The organism is Arthrobacter alpinus, assembly GCF_001445575.1.
In the GTDB taxonomy this organism is placed as follows: Bacteria; Actinomycetota; Actinomycetes; order Actinomycetales; family Micrococcaceae; genus Specibacter; species Specibacter alpinus_C.
Map to the genome: position 1 here is coordinate 2246882 of NZ_CP013200.1, position 20808 is coordinate 2267689.

Below are 20808 nucleotides of genomic sequence, written 5' to 3' on the forward strand. Positions count from 1 at the left end.
CCACTCAGCAGGCCCCTGAATCTCTGTGATGTGGGGAACGTCAATTGGTGGCACCCCTGCGGCTTTGACATGATGAAGGCATGGCACCCGGTTTCCAACACTCTCAGCAAATCCGCTTCGGCGACATTGATTCCTACAACCACGTCAACAATGTGGTGTATTTGCAGTATCTGGAGGACGCCCGGGTCCAATTGACGTATGCCGAATTGCCAGGCGGTGGCACCTTTCAGGACTTGATCGGCACCGAGCTGTTCATCCTCGTGGGGCGCAACGAGATCGAATACTTAGCCCCCATCAGCTTCCGCACCGAGCCCGTCTACGTGAACATCTGGGTCACCAACGTCGGCGGCTCCAGCTTCGATTTCGGCTACTCCGTCTCAGAAGCCGACACCTCCATCATTTACGCCCAAGCGGCAACATCCATGGTTCTGGTCTCGCGCAGCACCGGCCGCCCCATCCGGCTCACCCAGGAACAGCGCAGCGCCTTGGAAGCATGGCGCGGGGATCCCGTGCCGTTCAAGCGCAGCCCCGCCCGCCCCGTGATCAAAACCGCAGAAGGAAACCGCTGATGTCCACCGCTCTACACACCCAGGAATTTGATCTTGCCGACGCCGGTACGGTTGCTGACCTACGCACCTTTGTGACGCGTGCCCGCAACGCGGACGACGGCGCCATCCGCCTTCAGGGGGCCGGTCACGTTCTCGCAGCGTATGTCTGCGTCATGCGCGGCAAACTTTTGGGGGAGGGGACCCCCACCATTTTGGGGCTTCGCACCATGGCTCTGGGAACGCCGTCGGACATTGATGTGACAGTGTCACTATCAGCCGTGGCCGACCGCCTCGCCCGCATGGACGAAGGGGATGCCAAGCTTCCAGTTCCACCCATGACGGTTCAGGAATCCTGGACGGGCATCAGCGCTCCGCGCAGCGCGTGGGAAGAAATTGGAACCATTTCTGCCGACGAGCTGATCGCCGTGGCGAAGTCTGGCGTTCAGGAAATCGGGCAGATTATCCCCGTCAACCCGGGGGCCCTGCTGGTGAACAACGTCCGGGCCTCCGTCTGGGGGCGCCCCATGGACGGGGTTCCGGGCGAGATTCCCGGAGGTGCGGCCTTCGCAGCTTACGCACTGGGCTTCGTGGCGCCGGGCGAAAGCGGCACCATTTACAGCTCCCACCGCTGGCTGCGGATCAGCACCAACCGCGGGCACATCTTGGTCAAGCCGGCGTCGCTGCTATAGGGAGTCCTGAAGTTGCGGCGCTGGTAGGGGCGCCCGCTATCAGCAACGCCCGCCAACTGCAGCGCCCGCTATCAGCAACGCCCGCCAACTGCAGCGCCCGCTATCTACAGCGCCTGCTAACTACAGTGCCCGCCAACTACAGTGCCTGAGTCGGATCTGACGGGGCGTTGACCAATGAATGAGCTGCGCGCTCCATGTAATCCCACAAAGTGGCCTCATGCATGGGGGACAGCTCACCGGCATCCACACCCTTGCGCATGGCGGCGAGCCAGCGGTCGCGCGCCTCGGGCGTGACAGCGAACGGCACGTGGCGCATGCGCAGGCGCGGGTGGCCGCGTTCCTCCAAGTATGTGCGCGGTCCGCCCCAATACTGTTCGATGAACATCAGCATGCGGTGCTCGGCCGGGCCCAGATCTTCCTCGTGGTACATGGCGCGCAGCAACGGATCGGCGGCGATGCCCTGGTAGAAGACATGAATGATCTTCTTGAACGTCTCGTGACCGCCCACCTGCCCGTAGAAAGTATCCGAATAATCCACCGGCTCATCCGCTGCGGGGACCGAGGTGGATGGCAGTGGACGGCCCACGGTGGTGGGAATGGGCAGCAAGGTGGCCAGTGGCTCGCCAAAGCGTGACGGGATGGCTGTCCCCTCCGTAGCCGTCTTTTCGGCCGCATCGTTGGCAGCCGGTCCGTTGGCGAAGGGTGAGGTGGGGGTGTACTCGGAACTCATGGTTTGTTCAGATCTTTCTGGGTGCTCATTCGGTGGACTCGTTGGCGTTGCTGGCGCTCGCTGCGCCCCTGAGGTTCGGAGCGCTATTGAGGTTCGACGCCGGACCCGCTCCTTGCGCCGATGCTGCGCCTGCCGCGTCTGCAGCGGGGGCCGGGGACACGCCGTCGTCCGTGTCAATTGCGGGGGCGGTGTAGCTGCCCTTGGAACGGTTGCCCAGGCGCAAAATCTCGCCGTTGCGCAAGTACCAGAGCGTGCCATCTTCACCTAGGACCCGGGTGATACGCAGGCTCACATACTCAACCGTGCCGATGACTTCACTGGTTTGGATGACGTCGCCAATGCCGTATTGATCTTCGATGGCGATGAAGATCCCAGCCAGGAAGTCGCGGATGAGCTGCTGGCAACCGAAACCAATCGCAATACCCACCACACCAACACTGGCCAGCAGAGGCGCAATATCGATCTCGAAGGCTATCAGCACGTAGAAGCTCGTCACCACGGCAACCACAATGGTCAGGACCGAGTTCAGAAGGGTGCCGATGGTGCGGGCTCGCTGCACGCGTCGCTCATTTTCCAACGCCCGGACTACGGGGTCGAGGTTGCGCAGCATGGGGGCCGCCCAGCGCAAGGTTCGGTGCTCCAACGGTGCCCGGTCCGCCCTGGCGCGTTTAACGACGATCCGGATCAAATAGTGCAGCACCAGCCATACCGCCACGCCAATGGCGATGGTGATGCCAGCCAAGGCTAGATGGTTGAGGAAGGTGTTGTTGGCTTCACCAAGGAAATTTGCAGCTTGCACTCGTGATCTACCTTGCATCCGTTCGGGGTTGGAAAGGGGGCCTATGACCAACCCTAACGCGGGCACGGCATGCTTTTAGTCCTGCGTGGCGGTCAGCAGCCCCGGTTCGTGATGCACAGGAAAGTTCACGCTGCGCGCGATGAAGCACTGTGACGCCGCTTCGGCGTGCAGGGAAAGTGCCAGGTCTGTGGTGGCAGGGTCTGCCACGTAGACCTTTGGGTGCAGTGTGGCCGATTCGAATTGTCCGCTGCCATCGGGGTTCAGAATGAGGGTGCCGTTGGCGCAGTCTTCATACTTGGTGACCACCACGCCATGTTTGAGTGCCACGTGCAGGTAGGACAGCATGTGGCACTGCGCCAGAGCTGTCAGGAGCAACTGTTCCGGGTTCCAGCGGTCCCGGTCGCCGTGAAAGGTCTTATCGGCTGAGCCAAGCAGCACGGGCACGCCAACGGCCGTGACGGTGTGGTCGCGGCCGTAAGCATTGTAAGCGGATGTCCCGGTTCCCCGGTTCCCGGTCCAATTGATGTTGATCTCGTAATGATGCTGATTCAGTCCCATGAGGCTAAGCGTAGCGCTAGGGGCCCCAAACGAGCTTGCGAGTTATGGGGGAGAAGCGTAGCGGTAGCGCTAGGGGCCCAAACGAGTTTGCGAGTTATGGGGAGCGGTGGAGTGGCGTTTAGAGGAACGGGCGGAGCGCCGCAGCGTATCCGTACCGGTACCCGTCGGCATTGGGATGGAACGCGAAGGGGTTTGGCCCTCCTGGATAGGTCAGCCACGGTGAGGACGAAGGAACGCCATGGCCGCGGAATAGATAAGCCACCGGAACAAATGCTGTCCTGTTCGAGAGCGCGCTGAGCGCTAATACGCCGTTGAGTAAGTCAGCTGCTGCATTGAGTGTTTTAGTACCACTGATTTGAGTGGGTGTGTAACCCAAAGCGGCCATGTTCTGCGGTTCAAAGAGCCGCGGATAGCCCAGATACAGCACCCTTGCTCCGGGGGCCTTGGCCTTGATGGCTTTGAGCATGGAGGTGACGGACTTGGGTAGATTTTTCATGAGGCTCACCGAGTTGGCCACGGCTGATTTGCAGACGGCCTCGGTCGAGGTCGGTGCAAGGCAGGCCGCTATGGCGGCGGTCCAGCCAATGTCGTTGCCACCTGCCGTCAGCGTGATGAGTGTGGTGTTGGGCGCGAGCAGCGGGACTTCCAAGGTCCGGACCTGCTCCGTGGTGAAGCCGGCACACGCCAAATTGCTGAATTGGGTGCCCAGCGAGGCGGCAACCCACGTGCCATAGCCGTTGACGCTCTGGCCGCAGCCGCCAAATTCGTCGCCTCCGCCGGATCCTGCCGAATAAGAATCGCCCATCACGGAGTAACTGATAGTGGTTGAGGCGGTGTGTGTCTGGGCCGTGGCCGGTGCTCCGGCGAAGCCTGCAATCATCCCGATGGACAGGAGCGCAACTGCGCCTGTGCGGGCAACAAATCCCTTAAAATTATGTATTCCCATGCCCTGAAGATACGCCGCAGAACCGGGCGGGCATAGACTTGCCGGGACGTGCTTTTTCATGGCCGGCGCCTGTGTGCCGACTGGAATAGCTGCATGCAAAAACGGGTGCGCCCGCAGCTTTTTACAGCTGGGGCACACCCGAAAAGGCTCTTAGACGTCGGCGGCCTGGGCCCGTAGCGCGCGCACCACTGTGTCCCGGCTTTCCGTCAGTAAGCGGCGCAGGGCCGGAACATCCGGGCTCAACGCGTCAAGGAAAGCATCCGTGGCGTCCAGTGTTGTTTGCGATACCAGCTGCGACGGGTACAGTCCGGTGATCATGGACGATGCCGTCTCGTATGACTTGGATTCCCACAGTTCCTGGATAGCCGCGAAGTACTTAGCCACATAAGGCTCAAGCAGGGAGGTGTCCCACACCTTCGTGAAGCCATCGATCGCCGCGCGCTGCAGAGCGTTAGCTCCTTCACCCCGGACAACGACGGACTCCCAGGTCGCAGCCTTCCCCTCGGCTGTGGGGATGGCTGCGTGGGCAGTCGCTGCCGCAAGCTGACCATTTTGCGTGTTGTCCAGAGCCAAGGCGGCCTCAATAACGGAGGCATCGGCACGGCCACCTGCGGCCAGCGAGATCAAGAATTCCCACCGCATGTCGGTATCCAACGCCAGCTCATCCAGCTGCTGCTCTCCATCCAGCAATGCCTGCACAACATCGAGTTGAGCCGCCGATTGTGCGTGGCCGGCAAAGGCCTTCACAAACTGCAGCTGCGCATCTGAGCCGGCCGCAGCATTCTGGGCCAGCTCCCACACGGAATCGGCCGCGGCAATAGCGGTTGCCTTCTGGTGTGCGGGGGCCACGTAGTAATGAAGCGCCGTGGCAAGCTGACGCAGCAGCACCATGATGACAGTTGAATCGGTCTCGGAACCAATCGTAGCCAGCACAAATTCCACGTAGTCACGGGCAGGGGTTTCGCCGTCGCGTGCGGCATCCCAGGCCGACGCGGAGACCAGCGTCCGGGGCAGGGAGTCACGGAAGTCCTGCAAATGAGCCTTGGCAGTGGCGAGAGAAACCTCATCGAGGCGGATCTTCGCGTACGCCAGATCATCGTCGTTGAGCAGGATCAGCGCTGGGCGCTTCATGCCAACCAGTTCCGGAACGTCCGTGGTGGGACCGTCAATATCCAACTCAACTCGGTGGGTACGGACCAGCTTGCCGGAATCGGCCCCGGAGGTAGCCAGATCGTAGAAGCCGATGGCGGCACGGTGCGGTCGCAACGTTGGGTGCTGTGCCACAGCGGACTGGGCGATCGAGAACGAGGTGATCACGCCGTCGTCGCTCACTTCAAGAGCGGGCTTGAAGGTATTGACGCCAGCGGTTTCGAGCCACTTTTCGGTCCACGAGGAGAGGTCGCGGCCGCTGGCAGCCTCGAGCTCCACCATCAGATCTGGCAGCTCGGTGTTGGACCAGGCGTGCTTGGCGAAGTAGGCGCGGACGCCGGCCATGAACTCTTCCTGGCCCACCCAGGCCACGAGCTGGCGCAATACCGAGGCGCCCTTGGCATAGGTGATGCCGTCAAAATTGACCAGCACGTCCTCGAGATCGTTGATCTCGGCCTTAATAGGGTGCGTGGAAGAGAGCTGATCCTGACGGTACGCCCAGCTCTTTTCCAGCGAGGAGAACGTGGTCCACGCATCCACATACTGCGTGTTTTCCGCGGCGGCCAGGGTGGACATGAACTCGGCGAAGGACTCGTTGAGCCATAGGTCATTCCACCAGCGCATGGTGACGAGGTCGCCGAACCACATGTGCGCGAGCTCGTGCAAGATGGTGATGGCGCGGCGTTCCACCATGGCATCGGTGACCTTGGAGCGGAACACGTAGCTTTCCAAGAACGTTACGGCGCCAGCGTTTTCCATGGCTCCGGCGTTGAATTCGGGCACGAACAGCTGATCGTACTTGGGGAACGGGTACGGCACGCCGAACTGCTTCTCGAAGAATTCAAAGCCTTGGCGGGTCAGTTCAAAGACGTTCTCGGCGTCCAGGAATTCCATGAGTGACTTTCGTGCGAACACGCCCAACGGAACGATCCGCCCGTTGGAGCTGGTGAGTTCGCCGCGTACGCACTCATACGGTCCGGCAATCAACGCGGTGATGTAGCTGGACATCTTCAACGTCGGCTCAAAGTGCCAGACGGACCTCTTGACGCCGTCAACTTCGCCAGCAGCTACCGGGACAGGGGTGGGGGAGTTGGAGATAACGTCCCAGTGCGACGGTGCCGTGATGTGGAACGTGAATTCCGCCTTCTGGTCCGGCTGCTCAAACACGGCAAACATGCGGCGGGAATCCGGCACCTCAAACTGGCTATAGAGGTACACCTCCCCGTCCACGGGGTCCACAAAGCGGTGCAGGCCTTCGCCGGTGTTCATGAACAGCGCATCGGCTTTGACGGTCAGTTCATTCTCGGCGGCGAGCTTAGGCAGCTGGATGCGGACGCCGTCGGACACCTCTGCGGGGTCCAGCTCAACCCCGTTCAGGGTCACTTGGTGCACGGTTTTGGTCACCGCATCAATGAACGACGACGAACCCTCCTTCGCGCTGAACCGCACCGTTGTGGTGGAGGCGAAGGTAGATTCGGAGGTGGTCAGGTCAAGGGTTACGTCATAGCTTGAGACGCTCAAGGTGGCTGTGCGCTCAATAGCTTCGGCGCGAGTGAGATTCATACCAGGCAAGGTGATGCCGTCCGTTCAGGTTCTCGTGGAAATTTCCGGGATAACCATCCCGTTCACTGCTGTGTGCAGTGGGCGGTGATGGATTTACGATGATTCTTCCACGTTACGCCCCCACTGTGCCGCAGCTGGCGAAGTTGTCCTGCCGGTGCGCTGTGGGGCAGGGTTGATGACAAACGGACCGCGAGTCGGGGCCGAGGAATCTAGCTTGACGATGGAGTTTACGTGGGGAAGCAAGTGCGCAGCATTGACGCCGAAAAAGCCTACAATCGGCGGTGGTTGCTGGGGCTGATAGTGGGGTTGTTGCTCTTGAGCGTCCTCGGATCTCTCTGGATGTTCACCGTGGCGTCCAGACTCCCGCCGGAACTTGCCATCCACTGGAACTCCAAGAATGAGGTGGATGGCTGGACGTCGTTGTGGGGTATCGCGGTCACCACGGTACTGACCGCCGTGGGTGTTGGTGGCGTCATTGCTGTGCTTGCAGTGGTTTCTCGCGGCCAGAACCTCCTCATTGCCCGCATTGGTGCTGGCGTAGGCGTTGGCTTCGGCGTTGGTCTAGCCACACTGATGGTGGCCGTTGTGGCTGGCCAAATTGATCTCATGGACACCACGCAGGCCGAGGTTTCCGGGCCGGTCATGGCTGCTGGTTTGGCGCTGGCCCTGATCCTTGGAGTCCTCGTGATGTGGCTCTACACTCCCGGTGAGTTGGACCGGACACCGGACGCCGAGGTGCTGGCAGTTAATGCATCGGCAACGGAGGAAGGATCCGCTCTCGCCCTTGACGGAGCGGAACGGGCCGCGCAGGGTGAAACCATGAGGATTAGCGTCTCCATGGGCAAGTGGGCCTGGGTATTGAGCGTGGGCCTTGGCGCGACCGTTGCTGTGAGTACTTACTTTATTTTTCCGGTGTTGGCGCTTCTGGGCGTGGTGATCGGCGCCATTACGTGGGTGTTCTGTCAGGGCACGGCCGTCATCGGCCCGGACGGCGTTAAGGTTCTGGCGTCAGGATTCTTCAAGCTCATGCCGCTGGAATGGAAGGAAGTCCGTGGCGCGTCCGTGGATGACATCAAGGCCATGGACTACGGCGGCTGGGGCTACCGAATGAACGGCGGCAGCGTTGCCTTCATCATGAGCAGCGGCCCGGCCCTGGTCATGGAGTGCGGTTTCCACCAAAAATTCGTCATCTCCATGCCTGATGCCCAGAGCGCCGGCGAGGCCGCTGCCTTGGTGAATGGTTATGCCCAGAGCCGGAAAGTGAAAAACTAGTCGTATGGCACGCGATAGCAGAGACAAATCCTCCAGCGAGCGGCACCTTGACGTTCAGGCGCTGCGCTTTTCCCTAGTGTTCCCGGGATTACTGGCCGTGGGGCTCATCTTGGGCGGGCTCATGTTGGCCGCCAAACTCCCGGCAGGTGTGGTGCTGCCCTTAGGTGGAAACCCCGTGCCGGTGTCTGTCTTTCTGGGAGTCGGCGTGGCAAGCATAATTCTTGTGGGCGTAGGTCTGGGCAGCCAAGGGGCACGCACCACCTTGCCGCGCATGCTGCGCCGGATCGTGTTGGGGTTGGCCGTGGCGCTGCAATTATCGGTCTTCACCCTTTTTGTTGCAGCACTGCTGGGACAGGGAGCCCGCGGCCAATTGACTCCGGAGCGGGTGGATAACTACGTGCTGCTGATGGGCTGCGGCCTGGCTCTGGCCATGGGTGTGGTTCTAGCGTTGACGTTCAAACCTGATGAACAGTGGACGTCCGCCGACGACGGCGCCTTCGCCGCGCTGCTCAGCGCAGAAGCGGACCCGCAGGCCGCTAAAGACCAGCTCCACTATTTCCTGCATCCGCGCAGCTCCGTCGTCATCATGATTCTGCTGGCCGCCATCATGCCGGGAGCGTTTCTGGCACTGATCTCGCCGTGGATCCTGCTCGCCCTGGTGGTGGCGGCTCTGCTGGCCATCGCCATGCTGTGCGCCACCGTGCAGGTTGATCGGGAGCGGCTGATCGTGAAGATCCTGGGTTTCATTCCCGTACTGGTGGCACCGTGTGAAGGTCTTGATGCGGCGGTGTCCTTAGACATTGTGGCGGGTGACTACGGTGGCTGGGGCCTGCGCAAGCACAGCGGATCCGCCACCTATTTGACTCGCTCAGGTGCCGCCGTCGTACTTCGAGCGAACGACGGCGGGAAGGTTGTGGTGGGTGCGCCCAACCTCGACGTGGCTGATGAGCTCTCGGAGATCCTCAACCGTCGGGCCGGGAAAACGCCGCAGCAGCGTTAATGATTCGGGGCAGGGCGGCGCCTCGGCAGGAGCATGGTGCGCTGGTAGGTAGGCTAGACGCAGCACAATCACCTCGAACCTAAGGAATTCTCATGCGCGTTCACATCGCAACCGACCACGCCGGCATGGAGCTCAGCGCCCACCTCATCACAGCACTGTCCGCCAAGGGCTACGAGATGATTGACCACGGCCCGCAGGCCTACGACGCCGAGGATGACTACCCCTCCTTCTGCATCAACGCAGCACTCGCCGTTGTGGCAGACCAGGCCGCCGGGGTGGACGCGCTGGGGATCGTATTGGGCGGCTCAGGCAACGGCGAGCAAATCGCGGCCAACAAGGTCAAGGGCGTGCGCGCAGCACTGGCCTGGAACCTGTCCACCGCACAGCTGGCCCGCGAGCACAACGACGCCAATGTGGTGGCCGTCGGTGGTCGCCAGCACAGCGTTGAAGAGGCCACGGAAATCATCGAAGCGTTCCTGGCTGAGCCCTTCAGCGACGCCGAACGCCACGTGCGCCGCATCGGCAAGATCGCCACGTATGAGACCACCGGCGACGTCGTCGAGTAACTAACAACGAGTAAACAGTGGTGTCCGTTGTGAGTAGATACACGGTTTTGGCCCCAGGACGCTCGGTGTCAGGGGCGGCTTCCGGGCGTGAATACAATGCCTGAGGGGCATTCGGTCCACCGCCTGGCGCGGCAGTTCAGCGACGTCTTTGCCGGTGCCGCGCTGGCAGTCTCCAGTCCGCAGGGAAAGTTTGCTGCTGGAGCGTTGCTCCTTGATGGCCAGGTGTTGGAACGGGCCGAGGCGCACGGCAAACAAATGTTCCTGTACTTCACTCACGACCTGGTGATGCGGGTGCACCTTGGCCTGTACGGAGCGTGGGACTTTGGTGGGGACTCAACATTCACCGGAGCCTCCAGCATTGGCGCACCGCGGCGCATTGGTGAACGGGAAATTGTTGGGGATCGTGGGTGGGCCCACGCGTCCGAGGGCCCCGCGGCGAACTTGCGAGCCGGGGGAGGACGTGGGTGGGCCCACGCGTCCGAGGGCCCCGCGGCGAACTTGCGAGCCGGGGGAGGACGTGGGGACTACCACGGGCCGCCAGTACCCAAGGGCGCCGTGCGCGTGCGTCTTGTCTCGGATCACGGTTGGGCTGATCTTCGCGGACCCACGGCCTGCGAGGTTATTACCCCAGCCGAATCGGAGGCGGTTCGGCGCAGGCTGGGACCCGATCCACTGAACAATGTGCCAGGTGACGCGCAGGAGTTTGCGCGCCGGATCCGTAAGAGTTCCACGTCCATTGCCTTGCAGTTGATGAAGCAGGAAGTGCTGGCTGGGGTGGGCAACGTTTACCGGGCCGAGGTGCTGTTCCGGCTAGGGCTTGATCCCCTGATGCCAGGCAAGAGCTTGCAGGCCGATGAGGCGCAGGCGCTGTGGGGCGACATTGGGCGCATTATGGCCGATGGTGTCCGCGATGGCCGCATCATCACCACTGAGCTCTGTGATCGTCCCACTGGTGTGGGGTTGGAGGTGGGTCACGGGCTGCGTGAACGCACTGTGTCCGGCTTCGCTGCGTCTAGCGTTGTAGCCGCCAACTCAGCCATGGCCTCAGCCACTAACAAGGACGTGCCGGTGGATGATGCTCACTACGTGTACAAACGCGAAGGAAGGCCCTGCAGGCATTGCGGCACCGAGATTGCCATGAAAGAGCTCGGCGGCAGAAAGCTGTACTGGTGTCCGGGCTGCCAAGGACGCTAGCCGTCCACCCATGAAGCATGCCGCCGTTGCTGCCGCAGGGGACCGGCTATTACCGCCAGTAGAGCAGCGGCAATACTTGGAATCTGCGGCATTTTTGGGCTTAGGGGAGCTCGATTTGCAGGACCGGCAAAGTGGTTGATAGTGTTACGGAGTTGTTCCGGCGAAAGCCCACAATGATCCCCATAACTGGGGGCGTAGCTTAATGGTAAAGCCTCAGTTTTCCAAACTGATGACGCGGGTTCGATTCCCGTCGCCCCCTCCAAATTGCAAGTTCCCCGGTCACTTGGCCGGGGAACTTTTGCGTTCCGCGGTACTTTGACGTTTTCGCCATAGTTCTAACGTGCGCGAAAACGTCAAAGTACCGCGGATTCCTCGGGTGACGTGGGCCGATTGTGCATCTGGGAACTTTTGCCCGTAGACTGTTGCGGGCACTACGGGGCGTAGCGTAGTGGCTAGCGCGCCTGCTTTGGGAGCAGGAGACCGCAGGTTCGAGTCCTGTCGCCCCGACTTCAGCATTATCCGGATCACGTTTGGTCAGTGACTGCCCATGTGCTGGGCCTAATAATCCATCAACAGACCATCAGGAGTACCACGCTGTGAAGAGCGCTGTCGAAACCCTCACACCCACTCGTGTAAAGCTCGATGTTGAGGTTTCCTTTGAGGAATTGAAGCCCAGCATCACCGAGGCTTACAAGACCATTGGTACGCAGGTCCAGGTACCCGGCTTCCGTAAGGGCAAGGTCCCCAACACGCTGATCGATCAGCGCGTTGGCCGTGGCTACGTTCTGGAAACGGCTATCAACTCCGGCCTCAACGGCTGGTACCAGGAAGCAGTTGTCGAGAACAAGCTGGTTCCGTTGAGCCGTCCCGAGGTTGAAATCACCGAAGTTCCGGACCCGACCGGCACCGACGGTGTCGTCAAGTTCCACGTCGAGCTGGACATCCGCCCCGAAATCGAACTGCCGAACTACGAAGGCATCGAGGTTGAGGTTGCTGCTGTTGAGGCTTCCGATGAAGACACCGACAAGGCACTGGATGAGCTGCGCGGTCGCTTCGGCACACTGAAGGCTGAAGATCGTCCGGCCGTTGATGGTGACTTCCTCACCATCAACATCGCTGCCAAGATCGACGACGTCGAGGTTGACTCAGCATCTGACCTTTCCTACCAGATCGGTGCCGGCAACATGCTTGACGGCCTGGATGAAGCCGCAACCGGCCTCTCTGCTGGCGAAGAAGCCATCTTCACCACCAAGCTTGCCGGTGGCGAGCACGCTGGTGAAGAAGCACAGGTTAACCTCAAGGTAACCTCCGTGAAGGTTCGCGAACTGCCCGAGGCAAACGACGACTTCGCTCAGCTGGCTTCCGAGTTCGACACCATTGCCGAACTGAAGGAAGACTTGGCCAAGCAGGCTGCCGAGTCCAAGACCGTTGAGCAGGGCGTTGAAGCTCGCGACAAGGTTCTTGAGAAGCTCGTTGCCCTCGTTGAGGTTCCGGTTCCGGATTCCGTCATCGCCGATCAGCTCGAGCAGCACTTCAAGCCGGAGAACTCACACGGCCCCGAAGAGCACGACACCGAAGAGCACCGCGCCGAGGTCAAGGAAAACACCGAGAAGGCGTTCCGCAACGAGATCATCCTCGATGCCATCGCTGAGAAGGAAGAAGTCAGCGTCAGCCAGGCTGAACTGATCGACTACATCGTTTCCTCCGCCAGCCAGTACGGCATGGAACCGAACCAGTTCGCTCAGATGCTGGACTCCTCCGGTCAGGTCAACATGATCGTTGGCGAAGTTCGCCGCCGCAAGGCTCTTGCCGCTGTTCTGGCCAAGGCCACCGTGACCGATTCTGAGGGTGCCGCCGTGGACCTGACAGACTTCGTGTCCGTTGCTGCTGAGGAAGAAGAAGTTGCTTCCGAGGACGAGGTCATCGAGGCCACAGCAGTTTCTGATCCGGGCGAAGCTCGCATCTAAGGTCCTTCCCGCCTCAGGGAAACACGTTCGAAAAAGCCGCTGCCGGTTCCTTACTAAGGAGCCGGCAGCGGTTTTTTGTTTCCGGGGTTCAGCGTTGCCACAGGGCCGTTTTATTCCCGTTCGCGGGGCGGCTGCGGTGATCGTGCGCCGACAGCGAACAGTGCGCCAAAGGTGGATAATCCCGGCCGAAAAAGGGCTACTGTCCAAGTAGTGAACATTAGTGATGGCTACGTTGGACTTGCTCAACTAGCCGCACGAAGGAGAGGTAAACCCACCATGGCACAGCACAACACCCCCACGATGGCTAGCGCGGACCCGTCCGGCTCTGACCAGTACATCTACAACCGACTGCTCAAAGAACGCATCATTTGGTTGGGATCGGAAGTTCGCGATGACAACGCGAACTTGATCTGCTCGCAGCTGCTGCTGCTCTCGGCTGAGGATCCTGAGAAGGACATCTACCTTTACATCAACTCACCCGGTGGATCGGTCACGGCCGGCATGGCTATCTACGACACCATGGAGTTCATCCCGAACGACGTCGTCACCGTCGCCACCGGGCTGGCCGCCTCGATGGGGCAGTTCCTGCTCTCCTCGGGCACCAAGGGTAAGCGCTACGCGACGCCCAACGCACGCATCCTCATGCACCAGCCTTCCGGCGGAATTGGTGGAACGGCGTCGGACATTAAGATTCAGGCCGAGCTGATCCTGCACATGAAGAAGGTCATGGCCGAACTGACGGCCGAGCAGACCGGTCAGACTGTGGAGAAGATCCTCACTGACAACGACCGCGACAAGTGGTTCACGGCCGAGGAAGCCCTGGCATACGGCTTCTTTGACAAGATCTCCCGCCACGCAGGATCCGTTGCCGGTGGCGGCGGAACCCACGCCAAGTAAAAGCCGAAGACAAAGATTTCAGGAGTAAAACCATGACTTACAACTTTGGCAGCACAGCGTTTGGCAAAACTGCCGGCAACCTGCCCACCAGCCGCTACGTGCTCCCGCAGTTCGAGGAGCGCACACCGTACGGCTTCAAGCGCCAGGATCCGTACACCAAGCTTTTCGAAGACCGGATCATTTTCTTGGGTGTCCAGGTTGATGACGCCTCGGCCGACGACGTCATGGCCCAGCTGCTCGTGCTGGAAGCCGACGACACCGACCGTGACATCACCTTGTACATCAACTCTCCCGGCGGATCGTTCACGGCCATGACGGCCATTTACGACACCATGCAGTTCATTCGCCCCGAGATCCAGACCGTCTGCCTGGGCCAGGCTGCTTCCGCAGCAGCTGTGCTCTTGGCAGCCGGTGCACCCGGCAAGCGTTTGGCCCTGCCGAACGCTCGCGTGCTGATCCACCAGCCGGCACTCTCCGGTGGCCAGGGCGGCCAAGCCTCTGACCTGGAAATTCAGGCCAACGAGGTCATGCGCATGCGCGAATGGCTGGAAAACACGCTGGCCGACCTTTCCGGCCGCACGCCGGAACAGGTCAGCAATGACATTGAGCGTGACAACATCCTCACCGCTGCTGCGGCCAAGGAATACGGCTTGATCGATGAGGTCTTGGCACCGCGCAAGATGAAGGCTGCGGCCATCACTCGCTAAGTGATGTGTTGTACCTGCCGGAACAAGGGAAGAAATCCCTTGTTCCGGCGTTTGCATTCCACCCAATGTCACAACCGTGGCTTAGAGTTGAATGTAAAGTGAAGGACGTTTCCGGCACCAGCTGAGGAACGATCGATGTAGTAGGGATAGCACCGCCGCCGGTGGGCTATTCGTGGAAGGACACGTCAATGGCCAGGATGGGCGAAAGCACTGATCTGCTGAAGTGTTCTTTCTGCGGAAAGAGCCAGAAACAAGTCCGCAAGCTCATTGCTGGACCCGGTGTTTACATTTGCGACGAGTGCATTGAACTGTGCAACGAGATCATTGACGAGGAACTGTCCGAAGTGGCAGATCTGGACGCCTTTGAACTGCCCAAGCCCCGGGAAATTTTCGACTTCCTGCAGGAATACGTCATTGGCCAGGAGCCCGCTAAGCGGTCACTGGCTGTGGCCGTCTACAACCATTACAAGCGCATCCAGTCCGGGCACGCCGTTAAGAGCACCACCATTTCCGGCGGTGTCCACGACGAAGTAGAAATCGCCAAGTCCAACATCCTGCTCGTGGGACCCACCGGGTGTGGAAAGACGTATTTGGCGCAGACTCTGGCGCGCCGCCTGAACGTGCCGTTCGCCGTGGCCGATGCCACCGCCTTGACTGAGGCCGGCTACGTGGGCGAGGACGTGGAAAACATCCTGCTCAAGCTCATCCAGGCAGCTGACTTTGACATCAAAAAGGCCGAGCAAGGCATCATTTACATTGACGAGATTGATAAGATCTCGCGCAAGTCCGAGAATCCCTCCATCACCCGTGACGTCTCCGGCGAGGGCGTGCAGCAGGCACTGCTGAAGATCCTTGAAGGAACAGTGGCATCGGTGCCGCCGCAAGGTGGGCGCAAGCATCCGCATCAGGAATTCATCCAGATTGACACCACCAATGTGCTCTTCATTGTGGCCGGTGCGTTTGCCGGTCTGGAAGAAATCATTGGCTCCCGTGCGGGCAAGAAGGGCATTGGCTTCGGTGCCCCTCTCAGTGCCTTGAAGCAGACCGAGGCGAGCTACGCCGACGTCATGCCGGAGGACCTGCTGAAGTTCGGGCTGATCCCGGAATTCATTGGGCGTCTGCCCGTCATCACCACCGTAACCCAGCTGGACCGCACGGCACTGATCCAAATCCTCACCGAGCCCAAGAACGCGCTGGTCAAGCAGTACCAAAAGATGTTCACGCTCGACGGCGTTGACCTTGAGTTCGATGACGAGGCGCTGACGGCCATTGCCGATCTGGCCCTGAACCGGGGAACCGGTGCCCGTGGCCTGCGCGCCATCCTGGAAGAAGTACTCCAGCCCGTCATGTTCGATCTGCCCAGCCGTGAAGATATTGCCACCGTTGTGATCACGGCCGAGGTAGTAGGCAAGAAGGCCGAGCCCACCTTGATCCCGCATGAGGTAGTGGCCAAGCGTCGGAACAAGTCAGCGTAACGCAGGCTTTCGCATCTTACCTGGACAGCCTGGCCGTTGCTGGTTTTCTTTTCGGGTGCGGCTGCTGGTTTTCCGGCACCGGAATAGTTTTAATCCCGACGTCGTTGGAGCTAATGATGGGCTTTGGCCCGCTTAGTAGTTGGAATCCGTGCTCTACCAAGGAGATTTGACGTGTCTGAAAGCGCTTTGACTGCACCCGAAACAGCCGACTTTTGGTTTGACCCCACCTGCCCCTTTGCTTGGGTGACCTCGCGGTGGATCGGCGAAGTGGAGCAGGTACGCAACATCTCGGTCAACTGGCATGTCATGAGCCTCTCGGTGCTCAATGAGAACAATCAGGAGCTTCCGCAGCAGTACAAGGAGATGATGGCCAAGGCTTGGGGCCCGGTCCGTGTCATCATGGCAGCCGTCCAAGAGCACGGCGAGAAGTTCATCAAGCCCCTCTATGACGCCATGGGCACGCAGATCCACAACAACGGCAACAAGGACATGGCCGATGTCATTGCCAAGGCTTTGGCTGAGACAGGGTTGCCGGCAGAGCTGGCAGCTGCAGCAACCACAGATGCCTATGATGTCGCCTTGCGCGCCAGCCACAGCGAAGGCATTGCCAAGGTTGGCCAGGACGTGGGCACACCGATCGTGGCGTTCAATGGCACGGCCTTCTTTGGTCCCGTCATCACCCGCATCCCGCGCGGTGAAGAGGCTGGCAAGCTCTGGGACGCCACGGTGACACTGGCCAGCTTCCCGTACTTCTTCGAGATCAAGCGAAGCCGCACGGAAGACCCGCAGTTCGGCTAAACAGCAATAGTTTTTGGCGCCTACTCCGGGGCCCGGTTTGGCGCCCGGTTTAGCGCCCGGTTTGGTCAGCAAGGGCAGGTGGAAAAGTTTCTTACAAAAACTTTTCCACCTGCCCTTGTTTGCGTCCGCGGGCAGGAGCATACTTGTTCTTACCCAATCCGCCAAGGAAAGGGCTGGTAGATACTAAAAAATTTAGTGACTGAACCATATGATCATTGAGCACCGTTTCGGCGGGACGCTCGCAAAGGTTCGTTAGCACCGGTGACGCGGTGACTGTCCTGAAAACCATTAGAATCCACCAGACCGCGAACGTCACACGCGGCATGAAAGTCGAAGCCCCACCGACGGCAATCAGCCGATGGGGCTTCCCCTTTGCCCAAAATGAGATGCGGGGGTAGTTGTTACCATTCGCCGCTGGTACGCCGGGGGCAAATGGCAACAACTACCCCCGCAGCCGGGAAGTGTGTCCGCAAATAGTCACGCGTACAGGGCGTTCATCTAGTCTTCACCGTGATGTTCCTGCAACAGCCCATGGTGGCAACCTCAAAGCGTCACGGTTAGAGCGTGAAGATTGCCATCATAGCTGAGTCATTCTTGCCGGAGATGAACGGGGTCACCCATTCACTCCTGAAAATCCTCCAATACCTCGATGCCCGCGGTGACGATGTTCTGGTCATTGCGCCGTCGACATTACAAGACGCGCCTGCTGTGGTTGAAGGCGCAACTGTGCGGCGGCTACCGGCCATTCCGCTCACGGGATACCGAAACATCCGGATCGCCGTGGGTGGCGTCCGGAGGGTGAAGGTGCTCCTTGCCGAGTTCAACCCGGACGTGGTCCACCTTGCCTCACCCTTCGTCCTTGGCTGGCGTGCCGTTCGTGCCGCAGCAGCCCTGGGGATTCCCACCGTGGCCATCTACCAAACGGATGTGCCAGGATATGCGGCCAAATATGGGCTGACGTACCTAGAAAACTGGGCGTGGCTGCGGGTGGAACGCATCCACTCAGCAGCAACCACAACGCTGGCGCCCTCCTCCGACTCGGTGAACAAACTACGTGGCCACGGCATCCCCCGAGTGCAACTCTGGCGCCGTGGTGTGGACACCGAAAGGTTTCACCCCAGTAAGCGCAGTGCACAATTCCGCGCAGACGTTGCACCCGGTGGCACCAAGATCATTGGCTATGTGGGACGGCTGGCGCTGGAGAAGCAAGTGCAGGACTTGGCGGTGTTGGCGGACATCCCAGATTCCAAACTCGTCATTGTGGGCGACGGACCGCAACGGGCAGCCCTTGAATCGGCCCTGCCGAAAGCACATTTCACCGGCTTCCTCGGGGGAGCGGACTTGGCGGCTGTCATGGCTTCCTTTGATTTGTTTGTCCACCCGGGTGAGTTGGAGACGTTCTGCCAGACCATTCAGGAGGCCATGGCCTCCGGTGTGCCGGTGGTGGCCACAGGCCGCGGCGGGCCCGTGGACCTGGTGGATTCCTCCCGTACGGGCTGGCTCTACACCCCGGGCAAACTGCACGAACTGCGCGCCTATGCCGTGGACCTCATTGGCGACGATGCCAAGCGGGCCGCCTTTGCTGCCGCCGCCTTCGATCAAGTGCAAGGCCGCAGCTGGGCCGTCTTGGGAGATCAACTGATGGAACATTACCGTCATGCCATTGCAGCGGGTTCAGCCATGCCCGCCGAACTGAGAGGAACAAAATGAAGATTTCAGTCATTGGAGCCGGCTACTTGGGCACCGTTCACGCAGCCACCTTGGCCGCAATGGGCCATCAGGTGATCGGTCTGGATACCGATGCCGCCAGAATTGAGCAGTTGGCCGCCGGGGTTGCACCGTTCCATGAGCCCGGCTTGGTTGAGCTCTTGAAAGAAGGGCACGACGGCGGCCGCCTCACCTTCACCACGGACCCGGCACTACTGGCTGAGGCAGAGGTCCACTTCCTCTGTGTTGGCACGCCACAGTCCAAGACCGGCAATGAAAGCGACTTGAGCTTTCTCCTGTCGGCCGTGACGGCTCTGCGCCCCTACCTGCATCCGGGTGCGGTGGTGGTGGGCAAATCGACAGTGCCGGTAGGCACCGCAGCCCGCCTCGAACAGCTACTCGTTGGCACGGGTGCGGTGCTGGCATGGAACCCGGAGTTCCTGCGTCAGGGCACGGCAGTCCAGGATTCCCTGGTCCCGGACCGGCTCGTCTATGGAGCCCAGGACGGCACCGCCGGAGCCAAGGGAGCTGCGGCACTGGATGCCGTCTACGCCCCGCTGCTGGAACGAGGCACCCCGCGCATCATCACCAACTTCGCCACAGCGGAACTGATCAAGGTTTCCGCCAACGCGTTCCTGGCTTTGAAACTGTCCTACATCAACGCGGTGGGTGAGTTTTGCGAACAGGCGGGGGCCGACGTCGTGCAATTGGCGCAGGCTCTGGGCCACGATGACCGCATTGGTGGCAAGTATTTTCAAGCCGGGGTAGGTTTTGGCGGCGGCTGCCTGCCCAAGGATCTGCGATCATTCCGGGCCCAGGCGCAAGCCCACGGTGTGGAGTCGCTCGATGAGATGTTTTCCCTCGTTGATGGTGTGAATGCCGACGCGCGGTATCGCGTGGCCGAGACAGCCGCCCGCTTGTTGGGGGGAGACGTCAAGGGACGGGCCATCACCGTTCTAGGTGCCTCATTCAAGCCGCACACCGATGACATTCGGGATTCGCCGGCGCTGGATGTGGCCTGCCAGCTGGCCCAGCAGGGCGCCACGGTGCGCGTGAGTGATCCTCAGGCAGTCGAAACGGCGTGGCTGCAATACCCGCAGCTGACCTTCGAAAATGAGCTTCAGACGGCGTTGGAAGGCGCCGAATTGGTTCTGCTTCTGACGCCCTGGCCGGAATTTCTCGCCTTGGATCCAGCCCTGACCGCCTTACTGGTGCAGCGCCCCATCATGCTGGATGGGCGCAACGCTTTGGATGGAGCCGCGTGGCGTGCTGCCGGGTGGGAGTATCACGGAGTTGGTCGGGCCGCTGCGGCACATGCGCCCCGTCCACAGGCTGCGTTTTAGCGGCCGGTGACACGGAGAATTCCGGGCCGGTATGTAGCGCTGGGGGACTCCTTTACTGAAGGGGTTGGCGATACCAGCAGGCATTTGCCCAACGGTGTCAGAGGCTGGGCGGATCGAGTGGCCGAGGCGCTGGCCCGCGACACGCCCGGCTGGGAGTACGCCAATCTGGCCATCCGCAGTAAACGGCTACGCCACATTATCGCCGAACAGATCGAACCAGCCCTCGCCATGGAGCCAACGCTGATCACCCTCTATGCCGGCGGGAACGATGTCATGGATGTGGGCACCTCCATCACCACAATCCTTGATCAGTATGAGTTCCTGGTGTCGCGGTTGGCTGAATCAGGGGCTACTATTTTGCTGTTCACGGGATATGACGTGGAGGTCTCGCCCCTGCTGGCACCGCTGCGCCGCAAGAACCACGCGTACAACTGCGGCATCAAGACGATCGCGGCAAAATATGGGGCCATCGTGGTGGATTACGCGGCGTTGCACGCCTACGCCAACCCGCGCATGTGGTGCTCGGACCGGTTGCACATGTCAAAACGTGGGCACAAATACTTGGCCGCCCACGTGCTGGAGGTGCTTCAGGTCTCTCATGGGATCGTGCTCAAGGAGAAAAGTCACCCACCCAAACCCACGTGGAAGCAGCGCGGACATGGACACTATTTGTGGGTGGCCGAGTGGGTGGTGCCGCTCATTGGACGCAAGATCCGGCGCACCACCCTAGGTGATGCGCTGACTCCTCGCTGGCCTGAGCTCCTTCGAGTCCCACCGAAGAAGGGCCTGAAGAAGGTGGCTCGCCGACAGACCACCACTGCCGCCGGTTGAGCCCCACCAACAAACGCTCCATCACATCCTGGGCTGTTTTGGAGAACGCTTCTTCACATCCGGGGCTGT

General features: G+C 60.6%; 19 protein-coding genes and 2 tRNA genes. 16 read left to right on the forward strand and 5 right to left on the reverse strand.

Annotated features, from left to right (window positions below; all coding sequences use genetic code 11):
* Positions 1-80: 80 nt before the first annotated feature.
* Together AS189_RS09850 and AS189_RS09855 are read left to right on the forward strand one after the other, a co-directional pair.
* Positions 81-569 (forward strand): acyl-CoA thioesterase, encoded by a 489-nt coding sequence (locus AS189_RS09850; RefSeq protein ID WP_062288167.1) that lies wholly within the window; start codon positions 81-83, stop codon positions 567-569.
* A complete protein-coding gene (locus tag AS189_RS09855) occupies positions 569-1237 on the forward strand; it encodes a hypothetical protein (RefSeq protein ID WP_062288170.1) in 669 nt (222 codons plus the stop codon). Before AS189_RS09850 ends, AS189_RS09855 begins: the two co-directional genes overlap by 1 nt.
* Before the next feature lie 136 nt (positions 1238-1373).
* Here AS189_RS09855 and AS189_RS09860 read toward each other — a convergent pair whose 3' ends face one another.
* From AS189_RS09860 to pepN, 5 genes are all read right to left on the reverse strand, one after another.
* Positions 1374-1823: a globin gene (locus tag AS189_RS09860; RefSeq protein ID WP_062293354.1), complete on the reverse strand. Its 450-nt coding sequence runs from the start codon at positions 1821-1823 to the stop codon at positions 1374-1376.
* A gap of 169 nt (positions 1824-1992) precedes the next feature.
* Positions 1993-2766 carry a mechanosensitive ion channel family protein gene (locus AS189_RS09865; RefSeq protein ID WP_237759811.1) on the reverse strand — a complete coding sequence of 258 codons (774 nt, stop codon included), beginning with the start codon at positions 2764-2766 and terminating at the stop codon, positions 1993-1995.
* A 75-nt stretch (positions 2767-2841) separates the two neighbouring features.
* A complete protein-coding gene (locus AS189_RS09870; RefSeq protein ID WP_062288173.1) occupies positions 2842-3324 on the reverse strand; it encodes an OsmC family protein in 483 nt (160 codons plus the stop codon).
* Positions 3325-3442: 118 nt separating this feature from the next.
* Positions 3443-4270, reverse strand: coding sequence for an SGNH/GDSL hydrolase family protein (locus AS189_RS09875; protein WP_160320820.1), 828 nt, complete (start codon positions 4268-4270; stop codon positions 3443-3445).
* 150 nt (positions 4271-4420) lie between these two features.
* On the reverse strand, positions 4421-6982 hold the full coding sequence (pepN, locus tag AS189_RS09880) for an aminopeptidase N (protein WP_062288179.1): 2562 nt from the start codon (positions 6980-6982) through the stop codon (positions 4421-4423).
* A 231-nt stretch (positions 6983-7213) separates the two neighbouring features.
* On the opposite strand from pepN, the gene AS189_RS09885 reads away from it, so the two are divergent.
* The 14 genes from AS189_RS09885 to AS189_RS09950 all read left to right on the forward strand — a co-directional run bounded on the left by AS189_RS09885 (position 7214) and on the right by AS189_RS09950 (position 20739).
* Positions 7214-8254 carry a DUF1648 domain-containing protein gene (locus AS189_RS09885; protein WP_062288182.1) on the forward strand — a complete coding sequence of 347 codons (1041 nt, stop codon included), beginning with the start codon at positions 7214-7216 and terminating at the stop codon, positions 8252-8254.
* Between the two features lie 4 nt (positions 8255-8258).
* On the forward strand, positions 8259-9254 hold the full coding sequence (locus AS189_RS09890) for a hypothetical protein (RefSeq protein ID WP_062288185.1): 996 nt from the start codon (positions 8259-8261) through the stop codon (positions 9252-9254).
* A 92-nt stretch (positions 9255-9346) separates the two neighbouring features.
* On the forward strand, positions 9347-9820 hold the full coding sequence (locus tag AS189_RS09895; protein ID WP_062288188.1) for a ribose-5-phosphate isomerase: 474 nt from the start codon (positions 9347-9349) through the stop codon (positions 9818-9820).
* Between the two features lie 96 nt (positions 9821-9916).
* Positions 9917-11014 carry an Fpg/Nei family DNA glycosylase gene (locus AS189_RS09900; RefSeq protein WP_062288191.1) on the forward strand — a complete coding sequence of 366 codons (1098 nt, stop codon included), beginning with the start codon at positions 9917-9919 and terminating at the stop codon, positions 11012-11014.
* Positions 11015-11202: 188 nt separating this feature from the next.
* A tRNA-Gly gene (locus AS189_RS09905) sits at positions 11203-11276 on the forward strand.
* Positions 11277-11448: 172 nt separating this feature from the next.
* A tRNA-Pro gene (locus AS189_RS09910) sits at positions 11449-11521 on the forward strand.
* Between the two features lie 89 nt (positions 11522-11610).
* Positions 11611-12981, forward strand: a complete 1371-nt coding sequence (tig, locus tag AS189_RS09915) for a trigger factor (RefSeq protein ID WP_062288193.1) — start codon at positions 11611-11613, stop codon at positions 12979-12981.
* Positions 12982-13257: 276 nt separating this feature from the next.
* Complete coding sequence (locus AS189_RS09920) at positions 13258-13878, forward strand: ATP-dependent Clp protease proteolytic subunit (RefSeq protein WP_082634210.1); 621 nt, start codon at positions 13258-13260, stop codon at positions 13876-13878.
* Positions 13879-13910: 32 nt separating this feature from the next.
* Positions 13911-14585 (forward strand): ATP-dependent Clp protease proteolytic subunit, encoded by a 675-nt coding sequence (locus AS189_RS09925; protein WP_062288196.1) that lies wholly within the window; start codon positions 13911-13913, stop codon positions 14583-14585.
* Between the two features lie 188 nt (positions 14586-14773).
* Positions 14774-16060: an ATP-dependent Clp protease ATP-binding subunit ClpX gene (clpX, locus tag AS189_RS09930; protein ID WP_062288199.1), complete on the forward strand. Its 1287-nt coding sequence runs from the start codon at positions 14774-14776 to the stop codon at positions 16058-16060.
* Positions 16061-16231: 171 nt separating this feature from the next.
* Positions 16232-16858: a DsbA family protein gene (locus AS189_RS09935; RefSeq protein ID WP_062288201.1), complete on the forward strand. Its 627-nt coding sequence runs from the start codon at positions 16232-16234 to the stop codon at positions 16856-16858.
* Positions 16859-17422: 564 nt separating this feature from the next.
* Entirely contained in the window at positions 17423-18568 is a 1146-nt protein-coding gene (locus AS189_RS09940) for a glycosyltransferase family 4 protein (RefSeq protein WP_062288204.1), read from the forward strand.
* Positions 18565-19908 (forward strand): UDP-glucose dehydrogenase family protein, encoded by a 1344-nt coding sequence (locus AS189_RS09945; RefSeq protein WP_062288207.1) that lies wholly within the window; start codon positions 18565-18567, stop codon positions 19906-19908. Before AS189_RS09940 ends, AS189_RS09945 begins: the two co-directional genes overlap by 4 nt.
* A gap of 6 nt (positions 19909-19914) precedes the next feature.
* Entirely contained in the window at positions 19915-20739 is an 825-nt protein-coding gene (locus AS189_RS09950; RefSeq protein WP_062288209.1) for an SGNH/GDSL hydrolase family protein, read from the forward strand.
* Positions 20740-20808 lie beyond the last annotated feature (69 nt).

Coding starts and splice junctions, on each gene's coding strand:
- AS189_RS09850 (WP_062288167.1), top strand. CDS start 81: ATGGCACCCGGTTTCCAACACTCTCAGCAAATCCGCTTCGGCGACATT.
- AS189_RS09855 (WP_062288170.1), top strand. CDS start 569: ATGTCCACCGCTCTACACACCCAGGAATTTGATCTTGCCGACGCCGGT.
- AS189_RS09870 (WP_062288173.1), bottom strand. CDS start 3,324: ATGGGACTGAATCAGCATCATTACGAGATCAACATCAATTGGACCGGG.
- AS189_RS09875 (WP_160320820.1), bottom strand. CDS start 4,270: ATGGGAATACATAATTTTAAGGGATTTGTTGCCCGCACAGGCGCAGTT.
- pepN (WP_062288179.1), bottom strand. CDS start 6,982: ATGAATCTCACTCGCGCCGAAGCTATTGAGCGCACAGCCACCTTGAGC.
- AS189_RS09890 (WP_062288185.1), top strand. CDS start 8,259: ATGGCACGCGATAGCAGAGACAAATCCTCCAGCGAGCGGCACCTTGAC.
- AS189_RS09895 (WP_062288188.1), top strand. CDS start 9,347: ATGCGCGTTCACATCGCAACCGACCACGCCGGCATGGAGCTCAGCGCC.
- AS189_RS09900 (WP_062288191.1), top strand. CDS start 9,917: ATGCCTGAGGGGCATTCGGTCCACCGCCTGGCGCGGCAGTTCAGCGAC.
- AS189_RS09920 (WP_082634210.1), top strand. CDS start 13,258: ATGGCACAGCACAACACCCCCACGATGGCTAGCGCGGACCCGTCCGGC.
- AS189_RS09925 (WP_062288196.1), top strand. CDS start 13,911: ATGACTTACAACTTTGGCAGCACAGCGTTTGGCAAAACTGCCGGCAAC.
- clpX (WP_062288199.1), top strand. CDS start 14,774: ATGGCCAGGATGGGCGAAAGCACTGATCTGCTGAAGTGTTCTTTCTGC.
- AS189_RS09945 (WP_062288207.1), top strand. CDS start 18,565: ATGAAGATTTCAGTCATTGGAGCCGGCTACTTGGGCACCGTTCACGCA.